The organism is Streptomyces sp. NPDC001880 (assembly GCF_053594575.1).
Window position 1 is genome coordinate 32,897 of the sequence record NZ_JBSFET010000031.1, and the last position, 13,612, is coordinate 46,508.

The following is a 13,612-nucleotide window of genomic DNA, read 5'->3' on the forward strand; positions in this document are numbered from 1 at the left end:
CAGTGGCGTACGGACCCTCGTCATCCTCTGGTCGCTCCGCTCAGTCCTGCTTCTTGCGGCGCGTACCGAAGACGATCTCGTCCCAGGTCGGTACGGCGGCCCGGCGGCCCGGCCGGACGCCGTCCGCCTCGGCCTGGCGGTCCGTCGTACCGGTCAGCCGGTCGCGGTGACCGGCCACCGCCCGTGGCATCAGCACATCCGCGTAGGCGGAACCGGCGCCCGCGGAGGCCGCCGCGGCCGGCGGCTCGTCCGCCTCCGGCTCCTGGGCGGCGGGCTCGACCGCGGGCGGCTCGGGCGGCGCCGGACGCTCGGGAACCACCATGTCGCCGCGGAAGCTCGGCACCGCCTCCAGCAGGCTGGTCAGCGAATCACGCTCACCGGCCGAGACGGACGCGATGTGCTCCTCGGGCTCGGGCGGGGGCGGCGGGGCCGTGGGCCGCTCCATCTGGCGGTCCAGGGCGCGGTCCAGCGGCCGGTCGCGCGGCAGCCGGGCGATCCGGGGCACGAACGGGAAGCTCGGCTCGGGCGCGGCGACGTCGTCGGTCTCGCCGATCAGCGAGCGCGCCTCGTCGTCCACGGCCTGGACCAGCCGGCGCGGCGGGTCGTACGTCCAGCTCGCCGAGTGCGGCTCGCCCGCGACCCGGTAGACCAGCAGGACCTCCCAGGTGCCGTCGTCCCGGCGCCAGGAGTCCCACTGGACGGTCTCCTTGTCGGCGCCACGCAGCAGCAGCCGTTCCTGCACCGCCTCGCCGAGCTGGGGGCCGGCGTTCTCGCCGGGACGACGCACGGGGGTCTTCCTGGCCCGCTCGGCCATGAAGGCGCGCTCCGCGAGCACGGGGCCCTCGAAGCGGCGGACACGGTCGACGGGGATTCCGGCGAACTGGGCGACCTCCTCCGCGGAGGCACCAGCTCGTATCCGCGCCTGGATATCGCGGGGGCGGAGGTGGCTCTCCACCTCGATCTCGATCTGGCCGAGCCGCGCGCGGTCGTTGCGTACGGCGGCCCGCAGCCGCTCGTCGATGGGAAGCGTGTACTCCGTGCTGTCCGCAGCCTTGAGCACCAGTCGTGTGCCGTCGTTGGAGACGGCCACGACACGCAGTTCGGGCATGGGGACCTCCCGGGTGGTGCCTGCCGACGTCACGTGCGTCGCTGCTTCCGCTAGTCGAGTGTGGCCTGCCCGGGTGCAGCCTGCCACAACATTGCCGTGTTGCCCGGCGTGTCGGGCGTGAGCCCTTGATCGCCGGTGTGACACGGTGACCTATTGTGCAACACGAAGTCACCTTTGGTCACTTCATGTAGCCAGTCCCCGTGCGATGCCGTGGCGCCGCCGGATCGAGTGCCTCCTTCGGCCCCCTCCCGAAGATCCCGGACACCCGTGTGGGAGTCCTGCCCCAGGGCTCGCCACAGTACTCCATTCGGGCCACCGGGGTGGACCGCCGCGCCGTCGAAGTTCTCGTGAGGCGCGGGAGTTCGGCTGCCCGGCCGGGGATGGTGCGTCCTTCGCGCGTGTCCTGCTTCACAGAATCCCCCGAAGCGGAACTAATCACTTCGCTCAAATGTCCCTTCCTGTTGCATGGTGGGAGAGATGTCAATCAAGGGCTGGGAATGGTACAGAAGCCGGAAAGTGACATAGAGCCCAAAGAAAGGCGTATAGATCTGAGCGTGCCGCAGGTGGCGGGCAGCGCCGTGGCGTCGGTCGCGGCAGCGGTGGCGGCCTCCCAGCTGGGTGTGTACGGAACGATCCTCGGTGCCGGAGTGATGAGCGTCGTCGCCACCTGCGGCGGTTCGGTCTTCCAGCACTTCTTCCGGCGCACGGGGGAGCAGATCCGCGAGGTCACGGTCCAGGTGAAGCACCCGGGTCGTGCGGTGACCGTACATACGCGTGAGACCGACGATGCGCGTGCGACGAAGAGGGGGACGCGACGACCGACCGGCGAAACGCCCTCCCGAGCTCCCTCCGGCACTCCTGACGGAGTCACGGACGCCACCACGGTGATACCGGCCGTTGACGCCACGACCGTGCTGCGCAGGGCGGACGCCACGGCCGCGTCGCGCGATGCGGCGGACGATCCGGACCGTACGAGGATGCTCCGGCCCGTCGACGAGACCCAGCTGCTCACCAGCGGGCGGCCGGATCCGGACGAGGAGTTCTCCGAAGCCACCACGCACGGCACCCGGATCCGCGGCTGGAAGCGCTCGGCTCTCGGGGCGGCCGTGGTCTTCGTCCTCGCGATGGCCGGAATCACCACGTACGAGCTGATTTCCGGCAACGACCTGAGTGGCGGCCAGGGCACGACCGTCGGCTCCGTCGTGCGCGGCGGGGAACGGAGTTCCGGGTCGGACGATCCGGCGCCGTCGACGACCACCGACCCCGGTCAGGGGCGGACGCCGGAGCAGGAGAGCGGCACGACGCCCGATACGGACCAGCAGGGCGGCGGGAGCCAGAACCCGGATTCCGGCGGGGGCGACCGCTCCTCGACCGATCCGACGCCCGGTCCCACGCAGTCCGGCGGCACCGGCGACCGTACGAGTCCGCCCCCGGCGACCACTCCGCCCCCGGCCACGCCGGGCGGCGGCGGCTCCGCCGATACGGACCCCGCAGGCGGCGGCGAGGCCCCGGCACAGGACGAGGGAGCCACGGCCGGCACGGACACCGGACAGTGAATCGGCTCCGCGCGCCCGGGGCGCGCGGAGCCGATCAGGACCAAGGGACGTTACTCGCCCAGCACCCGGCGCAGATAGTCGTTGCCGAAGAGCCGGTCCGGGTCCAGGCGGTCGCGTACGGCGGTGAACTCGCCGAACCGCGGGTACACCCCGGCGAGGTACTCGGCGTCGCGGGTGTTGACCTTGCCCCAGTGCGGGCGCCCGGCGTGGGCGGTCATGATGCGCTCGACCGCCGTGAAGTACGCCTGGTAGGGCGTGCCCCTGTAGAGATGGACGGCGATGTACGCGCTCTCGCGGCCCGAGGCCGTGGAGAGCGCGATGTCGTCCGCGGGGGCGGTACGGACCTCCACCGGGAAGCTGATCCGCAGCGGCGAACGCTCGACCATCGCCTTCACCTCGCGCAGCGCCTCCACGGCGGCCTCGCGCGGCACCGCGTACTCCATCTCCACGAAGCGGACCCGGCGCGGGCTGGTGAAGACCTTGTACGGGATGTCGGTGTACGTACGGGCCGACAGGGCGCGGCTGGAGAGCTTGGCGATCGACGGAATGGTGGCGGGGACCGCCCGGCCGAGGGAACAGGCCACCTGGAAGATCCCGTTGGAGAGGAACTCGTCCTCGAACCAGCCGCTGAGCTTTCCGGGCGGGGCGGCGGGGCCCGCGCTGCGGTTGTTGCGCTTGGTGTTGCAGTTCCCGGTGTGCGGGAACCAGTAGAACTCGAAGTGCTCGTTCTCGGCGACCAGCTCGTCGAAGCCGCCCATGACCCGGTCGAAGGTCATCGGCTCCTCGCGGGCCGTCAGCAGGAAGACGGGCTCCACGGCGAAGGTGATCGCCGTGACGACACCCAGCGCGCCGAGCCCGATCCGGGCGACGGCGAAGATGTCGGCGTTCTCCTTCTCGGAACAGGTCACCACCGTGCCGTCGGCGGTGACCAGTTCGAGGGCGCGTATCTGCGCGGATATGGACGCCGAGTCACGGCCGGTGCCGTGGGTGCCGGTCGAGGTGGCGCCCGCGACCGTCTGCTCCATGATGTCGCCCATGTTGGTGAGCGAGAGACCCTCGCGGGCCAGGGCGGTGTTCAGCCGCTTCAGCGGGGTGCCGGCCTCGACGGTCACCGTCATCGCCTCGCGGTCGATGTTCCGGATGCCGGTGAGCAGGTCCGGGCGGATCAGCACGCCGTCGGTGGCCGCCGTCGCGGTGAAGGAGTGCCCGGTACCGACCGGCTTCACCCGCAGACCGTCCTCGGACGCCCGGCGCAGTGCCTCGGCCAGCTCCGGAACGGAGGCGGGGTTCACGGCCCGTACCGGACGGGCGGTGACGTTCCCCGCCCAGTTACGCCACGCGTTCGTCGTCGTCCGTGCGTCGGTGTCGGTCATCTTCCGCGCGCCCTTCCGTAGGAACCGGCCCGCTGAGCCGGCGATACCCCAGGAACGCCACCACGGCCGCGAGCGCTCCCGACACCACGGGCACCGCGTACCCCGCCTCGGCCCCCGACGCGTCGACCACCCAGCCGGCGGCCGACGAGCCGAGCGCCACCCCGACGGCGAGCCCGGTGCTGGTCCAGGTCATGCCCTCGGTCAGTTCGGTGCGCGGTACGTGCTGTTCGACGAGGGCCATGGTGCTGACCATCGTCGGTGCGATGGCGAGACCCGCGACAAAGAGCGCCACGGCCAGGAACGGCAAGTTCCCGGCCAGTTGGAGGGGGATCATACTCACGGCCATCGCGCACACGCCCACCAGCCACCGGGTGGACGCCTTCCCCCTGAGGTGGATCAGGCCGAAGACCGCTCCGGCCAGGCATGACCCCAGTGCGTACACCGCCAGCACGAGGCTTGCCGCGGCCTTGTGGCCCCGTTCCTCGGCGAAGGCCACCGTCACCACGTCGACGGACCCGAAGATCGCACCGGTGGCCACGAACGTCACCACGAGCACCTGGAGACCCCGGGAGCGCATCGCGGAGCCGCCGGTGTGCTCCCGGCGCGGATGCGGAACGGGCTCGGTGGCCCGCTGAGCGGTCAGCCAGAGGACGCCGACCAGCAGGAACCCGGCGGCCAGCAGCGGCCCGGCCTCGGGGAACCAGGCGGTGGACAGCCCGATCGAGATGATCGGCCCGAAGATGAAGCACACCTCGTCGACGATCGACTCCCACGAGTACGCGGTGTGCAGCTCGCGCGGCGAACCGCGGTAGATCTCCGCCCAGCGGGCCCGGATCATCGAACCCACGCTGGGCACGCAGCCGGCGCCCGCCGCGAAGACGAAGAGCGTCCAGTCGGGAAGTCGCTGCTGCGCGCAGATCAGGAGTCCGGCCACCGCCGCCAGCGAGACGAGGGTGGCGGGGCGCAGAACGCGGCGCTGCCCATGCCGGTCCACGAGCCGGGAGATCAGCGGCCCGATCACCGCCGCCGACATCGCGAGCGTCGCGGAAAGCGCACCGGCGAGGCCGTAACGGCCTGTGAGCTGGGAAATCATGGTCACCACACCGATGCCCATCATGGACAGCGGCATCCGGCCGAGGAATCCGGCCGCCGAGAACCCCTTGGTGCCGGGGGCGGCGAATATCGCGCGGTAGGGACTGGGCAAGGAGGGCTCCGGAACAGCGTGATCGCACGCGCCTCTAATACATGAACGTAACCGATACAGCTTACGGTCGGGGTGGCCGGCCCGACCGTGGGGTGGTCCCGGGGCCGACGTCGGTGGGAGGGCTGTCCGCGGCGAGTGGCAGGATCGGTGTCATGCCCGATCTGCGCGATCCCGCCCCCTACGACGCCCTGCTGCTGCTTTCCTTCGGAGGCCCCGAAGGCCCGGACGACGTGGTCCCGTTCCTGGCGAACGTGACCCGTGGCCGAGGCATCCCCGAGGAGCGGCTGAAGGAGGTCGGCAAGCACTACTTCCTGTTCGGCGGCGTCAGCCCGATCAACGCCCAGAACAGAGCCCTGCTGGACGCCCTGCGCAAGGACTTCGCCGAGCACGGACTGGACCTGCCGGTGTACTGGGGCAACCGCAACTGGGCGCCGTACCTCACCGACACCCTGCGTGAGATGAGCGCCGAAGGGCACCGCCGGATCGCCGTCCTCGCCACCAGCGCCTACGCCTCCTATTCCGGCTGCCGGCAGTACCGCGAGAACCTCGCCGAGTCATTGGCCGTCCTGGAGGCGGAGGGGCTGCCGGTGCCCCGGGTGGACAAGCTGCGGCATTACTTCAACCATCCCGGCTTCGTGACGCCCATGGTGGAAGGCGTCCTCGCCTCCCTGGCCGACCTGCCGGAGGACGTACGGGCCGGGGCGCACCTCGCCTTCACCACACACTCCATTCCCGTCTCGGCCGCCGACACCTCCGGCCCCGTCGAGACGCACGGCGACGGCGGCGCCTATGTCGCCGAGCACCTCGACGTCGCCCGGCTGATCGTCGACGCGGTGCGCGAGGAGACCGGCGTCGAGTACCCCTGGCAGCTCGTCTACCAGTCGCGCAGCGGCGCACCGCACATCCCCTGGCTGGAACCCGACATCTGCGACCACCTGGAGGCGCTGCACGCGGACGGGGTGCCCGCCGTGGTGATGGCCCCCATCGGATTCGTCTCGGACCACATGGAGGTCCTGTACGACCTCGACACCGAGGCCACCGCGAAGGCCGCCGAGCTCGGGCTGCCCGTGCGCCGGTCGGCAACCGTGGGCGCCGACCCGCGGTTCGCCGCGGCTGTGCGCGAGCTGGTGCTGGAGCGCGCCGTCACCGAGCGGGGACAGGCCGGGGAGCGCTGCGCGCTGGGAGCACTCGGCCCGGCCCACGACCTCTGCCCGGTCGGCTGCTGCCCGGCACGGGCCCCCAAGCCAGCCGCCGCGGGTGCCGACAGCCCCTACGCGTGAGTGCCCCGCCGTACGCCCACAGACCCCTGGAGAGCCGTGACCGACCCGAACCTGTCCGAACTGCTCGACCTCGCCCTGGAAGCCGCCGGCCGTGCGGGCGCGCTGCTCCGTGACGGCCGCCCGGCCGATCTGGGCGTGGCCGCGACCAAGTCCAGCCCGATCGATGTCGTCACCGAGATGGATCTCGCCGCCGAGAAGCTGATCACCGGCTTCCTGAGCGAGCGCCGCCCGCAGGACGGCTTCCTTGGAGAGGAAGGGACCAGCGCCGAGGGCAGCAGCGGCGTCCGCTGGGTCATCGACCCGCTCGACGGCACCGTGAACTACCTCTACGGACTGCCCACCTGGGCCGTCTCCGTCGCCGCTGAACGGGACGGCGTGCGGGTCGTGGGCGTGGTGGAGGCCCCGATGCGCCGCGAGACCTACCGGGCGGTGCTCGGCTGCGGGGCGTACGCCACGGGCGGCGCGTACGGCGAGGGCACCGCGCTGCGCTGCCGGCCCGCGCCACCACTCGACCAGGCGCTCGTCTCGACCGGTTTCAACTACGTCAGCGACGTCCGTACGCACCAGGCGGACGTGGCTCAGAAGCTGATCCCGCTCCTCCGTGACATCAGGCGCAGCGGTTCCGCCGCCGTGGACCTCTGCGACGTGGCCTCGGGCCGCCTCGACGGCTACTACGAGCGCGGACTTCACCCCTGGGACCTGGCGGCCGGCGACCTCATCGCCCGCGAGGCGGGCGCGTACACAGGCGGGCGCCCCGGGCAGCCCGCCGACGGCGATCTGACGATCGCCGCGACGCCGGGCGTCTTCGAGCCGCTCCAGGCCCTTCTGGAGGAGTTCGGCGCCTGGCACGACTAAGGGCTGTCCCGTACTCCCCGGCGGGCGCGAGACGACAGCTACTTCCCCAAGCTCCCCCCTGCTCGAGCGAAGCCGAGAGCTTGGGGAAGCACCGGACGTTCCCGGCCAGGCGGGACTTCCGACACATGCCCCAGGCCCTGATGTCGCCGGACAGACCCTGGGGCACGCGTGAAGGGCCCCTGAGACGCCGGTCACGGCATCAGGGGCCCTTCACATATGCGTACTCAGACGCTGGTGGCACCGATCTCGACACCGTGCTCGGCGGCGAGGCGGTGAAGGTCCTCCAGCTCGCTCTGCTCGACATCCGCGAGGAAGTCGTCGCCCGTCTCCCGGGCTCTCGTGAGGTCGTGCTCGGTGCTCTTGATCCGCTGCAGCAGGCCTGCGGTGAAAGCGTCCATAATGCGCCCCCTCATCGTGGGTCGGTGGCACGGGGGTGTGCCCGGGGTTTCCCTCCGCACGGAGGCGGTAGGGCGGGTGATCACGCGCTCTCCGGGGACGGAGCGGCCAGTGGTACGCCACATTCAAGGCGTGATCGCGGGTGTGAATTCGTCCTCCCCGGGCCAGGGACCGGAGAAACCTCAACTGGCCCGAAAATCTGGTGGATTCCGCTGAGCCCCAGCTGAGGCAGCGTCGTCTTACCGCCGGTTTATGCGCGTTGCGGGCAGGATGGAGCCGCACAGACCAGTGCCGACGGATGCCCGATCACGGACCGTCGGTACTTCGACACGTTCTGAAGTTTCTAAGGAAGGACAGCGCCGTGCGCGTACTCGTCGTGGAGGACGAGCAACTGCTCGCCGATGCGGTGGCCACCGGATTGCGCCGGGAGGCCATGGCCGTCGATGTCGTGTACGACGGTGCGGCGGCCCTGGAGCGCATCGAGGTCAACGACTACGACGTCGTGGTGCTGGACCGAGACCTCCCTCTGGTGCACGGAGACGACGTCTGCCGGCGGATCGTCGAGCTGGGCATGCCCACCCGGGTGCTCATGCTCACCGCGTCCGGGGACGTCAGCGACCGCGTGGAGGGTCTGGAGCTCGGCGCCGACGACTATCTGCCCAAGCCGTTCGCCTTCAGCGAGCTCACCGCACGGGTGCGGGCGCTCGGCCGGCGTACGACGGTGGCCCTGCCGCCCGTCCTGGAGCGGGCCGGCATCAAGCTCGACCCCAACCGGCGCGAGGTCTTCCGGGGCGAGACGGAGGTCCAGCTCGCGCCGAAGGAGTTCGCCGTGCTGGAGGTTCTGATGCGCAGCGAGGGTGCGGTCGTCTCGGCCGAGCAGCTGCTGGAGAAGGCCTGGGACGAGAACACCGACCCGTTCACCAATGTCGTCAGGGTGACCGTCATGACGCTGCGCCGGAAACTCGGCGAGCCGCCGGTGATCGTCACCGTGCCCGGATCCGGCTACCGGATCTGACGGCCGATGCCCTCCGTCCCCGCGCCGCCGGCGGCGCCCCCGAAGCCCACCTGGGAGCCCAAACAGCAGGAGCCCCCCTACTGGTTGCGCCCGACCATCCGGATACGGCTCACGCTGCTCTACGGCGGCATGTTCCTGATCGCCGGCATCCTGCTGTTGTCGATCATCTACATGCTGGCCGCTCAGGCCCTGCATGTGGGCAGTGAGCTGCCGTTCGAGATCGTCAACGGGCAGGTCCGCAGCGATGTCTGCAACCTGCCCGAGAAGGCGTCACCGGAGACCTTCAACGCGGCGATGAACTCCTGCGTCAACCACCAGCGGCAGCAGGCGCTCGACACGCTTCTCAACCGGTCGCTGCTCGCCCTGGTGGGCCTGAGCGTCATCGCCTTCGCCTTCGGCTACGCGATGGCCGGGCGGGTGCTCTCGCCGCTGGGCCGGATCACCCGCACCGCCCGCCGGGTGGCCGGAACCGACCTGTCCCGCCGGATCGAGCTGGACGGACCGGACGACGAGCTGAAGGAGCTCGCCGACACCTTCGACGAGATGCTCGACCGCCTGGAGCGGGCCTTCACCGCCCAGCAGCGGTTCGTCGGCAACGCCTCGCACGAACTGCGCACACCGCTCGCGATCAATCGCACGCTGCTGGAGGTGCATCTGTCCGACCCGCATGCCCCGCCGGAGCTGAAGCAGCTGGGCAAGACCCTGCTGGCCACCAACGAGCGCAGCGAGCAGCTGGTCGAGGGCCTGCTGCTGCTGGCCCGCAGCGACAACCAGATCGTCGAGCGAAAACCGGTCGACCTCGCGGAGGTCGCGTCGCGCGCGATCGACCAGACGCGCGGTGAGGCCGAGGAGCGCGGTGTGGAGATCCGCGGCGAGCGGGCCCCCGCAGTCGTCCAGGGCAACGGCGTCCTGCTGGAGCGGATCGCGCTGAACCTCGTACAGAACGCCGTGCGCTACAACGTCCCCGAGGAGGGCTGGGTGGAGGTCACCACCGAGCTCCAGGGCGGCCAGGCCCTGCTGGTGGTCTCGAACACCGGTCCGGTGGTGCCGGCGTACGAGATCGACAACCTCTTCGAGCCCTTCAGACGGCTCCGTACGGAGCGAACGGGCAGCGACAAGGGGGTCGGGCTCGGCCTGTCGATCGCGCGCTCCGTGGCACGCGCACACGGCGGCCGTATCATCGCGGAGCCCCGCGAGGGCGGTGGTCTTGTGATGCGTGTCTCACTGCCGGTCTGAGAGGCCGGACGGAGTGATCCGTGCATCAATTGACCTGTTCGCTTTGAGCGGAATTTTCGGGACCTGTACCCGGATCGTCCGTGTGTGATCGATCACAGGAGCGAATTTATGACCGTCAACGCTCCGTAATCAGAGGCTCCGCCTGAAAGCCCGCAAAAGTCGGGGTTTTCGGGGTCCAATATCACGGGAAGTACACGGGGTGGCGCCCGTGAAGCGCGACACCGGGACCGTGTACGGTCCCCATCGCCACCCAAGCCGGCCGCTCCCGAGCGGTCCCATTGGGTGTCGATTGAGTAACAGACCTTGATGTGAGGCAAAATCTCCGCCTCGGGTCGGGCACAAGTCCGGCCTCTCACGCGTTACGAGCGCTGAGACACCGCAGACACCCAGAGGGGGAGAGCGACATGGCAACGGATTACGACACCCCACGCAAGACCGACGACGACGTCGACCAGGACAGCCTCGAAGAACTCAAGGCTCGCCGGAGCGACAAGACGGCGTCCGCCGTCGACGTCGACGAGTTCGACGCGGCCGAAGGACTGGAGCTGCCCGGCGCAGACCTGTCCAACGAGGAGCTGGCCGTCAGGGTCCTGCCCAAGCAGGCCGACGAGTTCACGTGCATGAGCTGCTTCCTCGTGCACCACAGGAGCCAGCTGGCACGTGAGAAGAACGGCCAGCCGATCTGCCGCGACTGCGACTAGGTTGCGCCGACCGTGGCAGGCGACACACCGTTCCGGAAGCGGCGCTTGCGGCGCAAGAGGTCGTCGGAGGCGTATCAGGGCGGTACAGGCCCGGCAGAAGGCGTAGCAGCGCCTGCCGAGCGGTCCGCCCTGCCGCCCTCCCCGGGTGAGCGGGACGACGAGCGAGGCCTGCCGGCCTCGCTCGAAGCAGGTGTCGCGGAGGCCGAAGGAGTCGACACGGCCGATGGGGCCGGACAGGTCGACAGGACGGAGCCCGTGACCGGGGCAGGCCGTCTGGGTTCAGTGAAACGGGGCGTACGCAAGAGCGGGGAGAGTGCCAAGGCAGCGATCGGTCAAATCGCCGACCTGATCATCGAGAACGCTCCCCGCATCCCTGTGCGCGATCTCGCCACCCTGCGCAAGCAGTTCCCCGGCCTCGGTCCGGAGGAGCTCGCCGACAAGCTGGTCGCAGGCGCGAGCAAGGGCAGTGCCACCGTCGGCGCCGGAATCGGCGCGGCGGCGATGATGCCCGTACCGCCCGCCATGCTTGCCGAACTGGCGGCGGAGATCACCGGTGTGGCCGCGATCGAGATGAAGCTCGTCGCCGAGCTGCACGAGGTCTACGGACAGCGCCCGCCGGGCGGGCTCGGCCAGCGTTCCGCCGCCTACCTCACGTCCTGGACGGAGGAACGCGGAATCGACGTCGCCCACCCCACGACGGTCAATGCCGCGCTGGGCGGTCAGATGAAGCGCGAGCTGCGCCAGCAGATCATGAAGCGCATGGCGCGCGATCTGCCCAGCCTGGTCCCGTTCATGGTCGGCGCCGCCGTCGGCGCGATGATGAACCGGCGCGACACCAGAAAGCTCGCCGAGCGGGTCAGGAAGGACCTGCGCAAGCGCCAGGTCCCCTGGGACCGGCTCCCCGAGCTGCCTCCGCTGGAGCGGCAGGTGGGCCCCCGCAAGGCCCTGCCGGGCGTGCCGGGCGTGCCGGACACCTGGAGCCCGCCAGGACCCCCACGGGAAGGAAGCTAGTGCCGCGGCAGGCGACGTTCGCCCCGTCGCGACGCCCGGCACGCACTCTCGCCGCACCGGACGAAAGCCCGAGTACGGTCCAGTACGAGGGCTTCCGGCCGGCACGCCGAGAGCACGCACCGGACGCCGCTCCTTGACGGGCAAACGTTGCCTGCCACGGCGCTGAGGCGTGTTTCGAAGGTGGCGTCGTCCGCCAGGAGGGCAGGGCCGGACGCCCCGGCCAGGCGGGACTTTCTCACACGCGCTGCGCGCGTACGGCCGTGAGCGCCGCCACCAGGGCTTGGGGCTCGCGCGTCGACAGATAGACGTACGGAGTCGGGTCCTGCGGGTCGGTGACCTCCACCCGGACCGCCGTCGGGATGTAGCTGCGCAGCAGCATGAACGCGCGGGTGTCGGCCTTGTACGTGCGCCACGCGCGCGCCTCCTTCTCGTCCAGCGCCTCGGCCTCGCCGAGCGCCGTCACCGGAATCCGCGCGTCGCCGGCGACCAGGGTGCCCGCCACGACCCGGATCCTGGCCGAGCCGTAGGAGCTCACCGCGACCGCCGACAGGGCCGTGCCGCCCGCCAGGCCGGCCAGCAGGGGCAGGGGGCCGAGCGGCAGCAGGATCAGCGCGCAGGCGATGCCGATCAGGAGTGCGATGAGCCACCACGAACGGGGTGCGGTCAGTCGTTCGTCGAAAGGCGGGGTGGAAGGCTGCATGGGCCCAAGCTTGGCACGGTGCGACCCGTGGGTAGCCGCGCGGGTAAGGTCTGCGCCTGTGAGTGGAACATCTGCGGCTCTGAAGCCCCCGGCCGACGCGGTGAAACCGGTCCGGCACCCCGAAGCCCCGGCCCCCGGCGAACTCCTCGGCGCGCACTACGAACACTGTTTCGGCTGCGGCGGTGGACAGCAGCACGGGCTGCACCTCCAGGCGCGGGCCGGTGACGGTGTCGGCGTCACCGCCGAGTTCACGGTGAAGGCCGCCCACCAGGGCGCCCCGGGGCTGGCGCACGGCGGCATCCTGACCACTGCGCTGGACGAGACGCTCGGCTCGCTGAACTGGCTCCTGCGGGTGATTGCCGTGACCGGTCGGCTGGAGACCGACTTCGTGCTTCCGGTGCCGGTGGGCACCGTGCTGCACCTCGACGCGGAGATCACCGCGGTGCACGGCCGGAAGATCTACTCCCGGGCGACCGGCCGGATCGGTGACCCGGACGGGCCCGTCGCGGTCCGGGCCGAGGCCCTCTTCGTCGAGGTGAAGGTCGACCACTTCATCGAGAACGGGCGCCCGGCCGAGATCCAGGCGGCGATGGCCGACCCGGACCAGGTCAGGCGTGCCCGAGCCTTCGAGGTGAATCCCTGATGCGCCGGCCCGTGGACGTACTGATCCGCCGGATCGACCCGGATGTGCCGATTCCGGCCTATGGGCACCCGGGCGACGCCGGAGTCGATCTGGTGACCACCGAGGCCGCCGTGCTCGCCCCGGGCGAGCGGGTGGTGCTGCCCACCGGGGTGTCGATCGCGCTGCCCGACGGATACGCCGCGTTCGTGCATCCGCGCTCCGGCCTCGCCGCGCGCTGCGGCGTCGCCCTCGTGAATGCCCCGGGGACGGTTGATGCCGGGTACCGTGGAGAGATCAAGGTGATTGTCATCAACCTCGACCCGCGTGAGCCCGTGCGGTTCGAGCGGTTCGACCGGATTGCCCAACTGGTCGTCCAGCAGGTCGAGAAGGTGCGCTTCCACGAAGTGGCGGAGCTGCCCGGCTCGGCTCGCGGCGAGGGAGGCTTCGGATCAACCGGAGGGCATGCCTCCGGTGATGTCGATGGTGTCAGGGGCGGGATCACCCAGGGCGGGAACAGCTACGCTTCGGTCGTACCCGACCGGGAAGGACAGTGAC

14 protein-coding genes are annotated in these 13,612 nt (G+C 70.6%); 9 read left to right on the top strand and 5 right to left on the bottom strand.

What is annotated here, in order from left to right; genetic code table 11:
• Positions 1 to 40 precede the first annotated feature (40 nt).
• Complete coding sequence (sepH, locus tag ACWCQ6_RS18955) at positions 41 to 1,108, bottom strand: septation protein SepH (protein ID WP_451090532.1); 1,068 nt, start codon at positions 1,106 to 1,108, stop codon at positions 41 to 43.
• A gap of 497 nt (positions 1,109 to 1,605) precedes the next feature.
• Here sepH and ACWCQ6_RS18960 point away from each other — a divergent pair, with 497 nt between their 5' ends.
• A complete protein-coding gene (locus ACWCQ6_RS18960) occupies positions 1,606 to 2,664 on the top strand; it encodes a hypothetical protein (RefSeq protein ID WP_451090534.1) in 1,059 nt (352 codons plus the stop codon).
• 50 nt (positions 2,665 to 2,714) lie between these two features.
• On the opposite strand, the gene ACWCQ6_RS18965 is transcribed toward ACWCQ6_RS18960, so the two are convergent.
• Together ACWCQ6_RS18965 and ACWCQ6_RS18970 are read right to left on the bottom strand one after the other, a co-directional pair.
• Entirely contained in the window at positions 2,715 to 4,037 is a 1,323-nt protein-coding gene (locus ACWCQ6_RS18965) for a D-arabinono-1,4-lactone oxidase (protein ID WP_451090536.1), read from the bottom strand.
• Entirely contained in the window at positions 3,994 to 5,241 is a 1,248-nt protein-coding gene (locus ACWCQ6_RS18970; RefSeq protein WP_451090538.1) for an MFS transporter, read from the bottom strand. The genes ACWCQ6_RS18965 and ACWCQ6_RS18970 overlap by 44 nt, the downstream gene beginning before the upstream one ends.
• Before the next feature lie 152 nt (positions 5,242 to 5,393).
• Here ACWCQ6_RS18970 and ACWCQ6_RS18975 point away from each other — a divergent pair, with 152 nt between their 5' ends.
• Complete coding sequence (locus ACWCQ6_RS18975; protein ID WP_451090540.1) at positions 5,394 to 6,521, top strand: ferrochelatase; 1,128 nt, start codon at positions 5,394 to 5,396, stop codon at positions 6,519 to 6,521.
• A gap of 36 nt (positions 6,522 to 6,557) precedes the next feature.
• Positions 6,558 to 7,376, top strand: coding sequence for an inositol monophosphatase family protein (locus ACWCQ6_RS18980; RefSeq protein ID WP_451090542.1), 819 nt, complete (start codon positions 6,558 to 6,560; stop codon positions 7,374 to 7,376).
• A gap of 224 nt (positions 7,377 to 7,600) precedes the next feature.
• Here the strand turns inward: ACWCQ6_RS18980 and ACWCQ6_RS18985 are convergent, their stop codons facing one another.
• The gene (locus ACWCQ6_RS18985; RefSeq protein WP_451090544.1) at positions 7,601 to 7,774 is read right to left on the bottom strand and encodes a hypothetical protein; all 174 of its coding nucleotides are present in this window, start codon (positions 7,772 to 7,774) and stop codon (positions 7,601 to 7,603) included.
• 359 nt (positions 7,775 to 8,133) lie between these two features.
• Here ACWCQ6_RS18985 and ACWCQ6_RS18990 point away from each other — a divergent pair, with 359 nt between their 5' ends.
• From ACWCQ6_RS18990 to ACWCQ6_RS19005, 4 genes are all read left to right on the top strand, one after another.
• On the top strand, positions 8,134 to 8,787 hold the full coding sequence (locus tag ACWCQ6_RS18990; protein ID WP_072485872.1) for a response regulator transcription factor: 654 nt from the start codon (positions 8,134 to 8,136) through the stop codon (positions 8,785 to 8,787).
• A 6-nt stretch (positions 8,788 to 8,793) separates the two neighbouring features.
• Positions 8,794 to 10,023 carry a sensor histidine kinase gene (locus ACWCQ6_RS18995; protein WP_451090546.1) on the top strand — a complete coding sequence of 410 codons (1,230 nt, stop codon included), beginning with the start codon at positions 8,794 to 8,796 and terminating at the stop codon, positions 10,021 to 10,023.
• A gap of 404 nt (positions 10,024 to 10,427) precedes the next feature.
• A complete protein-coding gene (locus ACWCQ6_RS19000; protein WP_003965732.1) occupies positions 10,428 to 10,724 on the top strand; it encodes a DUF4193 domain-containing protein in 297 nt (98 codons plus the stop codon).
• A gap of 12 nt (positions 10,725 to 10,736) precedes the next feature.
• Positions 10,737 to 11,735, top strand: coding sequence for a hypothetical protein (locus tag ACWCQ6_RS19005; protein ID WP_451090548.1), 999 nt, complete (start codon positions 10,737 to 10,739; stop codon positions 11,733 to 11,735).
• A 235-nt stretch (positions 11,736 to 11,970) separates the two neighbouring features.
• Here the strand turns inward: ACWCQ6_RS19005 and ACWCQ6_RS19010 are convergent, their stop codons facing one another.
• Positions 11,971 to 12,435 carry a DUF3093 domain-containing protein gene (locus ACWCQ6_RS19010; RefSeq protein WP_451090550.1) on the bottom strand — a complete coding sequence of 155 codons (465 nt, stop codon included), beginning with the start codon at positions 12,433 to 12,435 and terminating at the stop codon, positions 11,971 to 11,973.
• Between the two features lie 58 nt (positions 12,436 to 12,493).
• Between ACWCQ6_RS19010 and ACWCQ6_RS19015 the strand changes: the two genes are divergently transcribed.
• Both ACWCQ6_RS19015 and dut read left to right on the top strand, forming a co-directional pair.
• Entirely contained in the window at positions 12,494 to 13,078 is a 585-nt protein-coding gene (locus ACWCQ6_RS19015) for a PaaI family thioesterase (RefSeq protein ID WP_451090552.1), read from the top strand.
• The gene (gene dut, locus ACWCQ6_RS19020; protein WP_451090554.1) at positions 13,078 to 13,611 is read left to right on the top strand and encodes a dUTP diphosphatase; all 534 of its coding nucleotides are present in this window, start codon (positions 13,078 to 13,080) and stop codon (positions 13,609 to 13,611) included. Before ACWCQ6_RS19015 ends, dut begins: the two co-directional genes overlap by 1 nt.
• Position 13,612 lies beyond the last annotated feature (1 nt).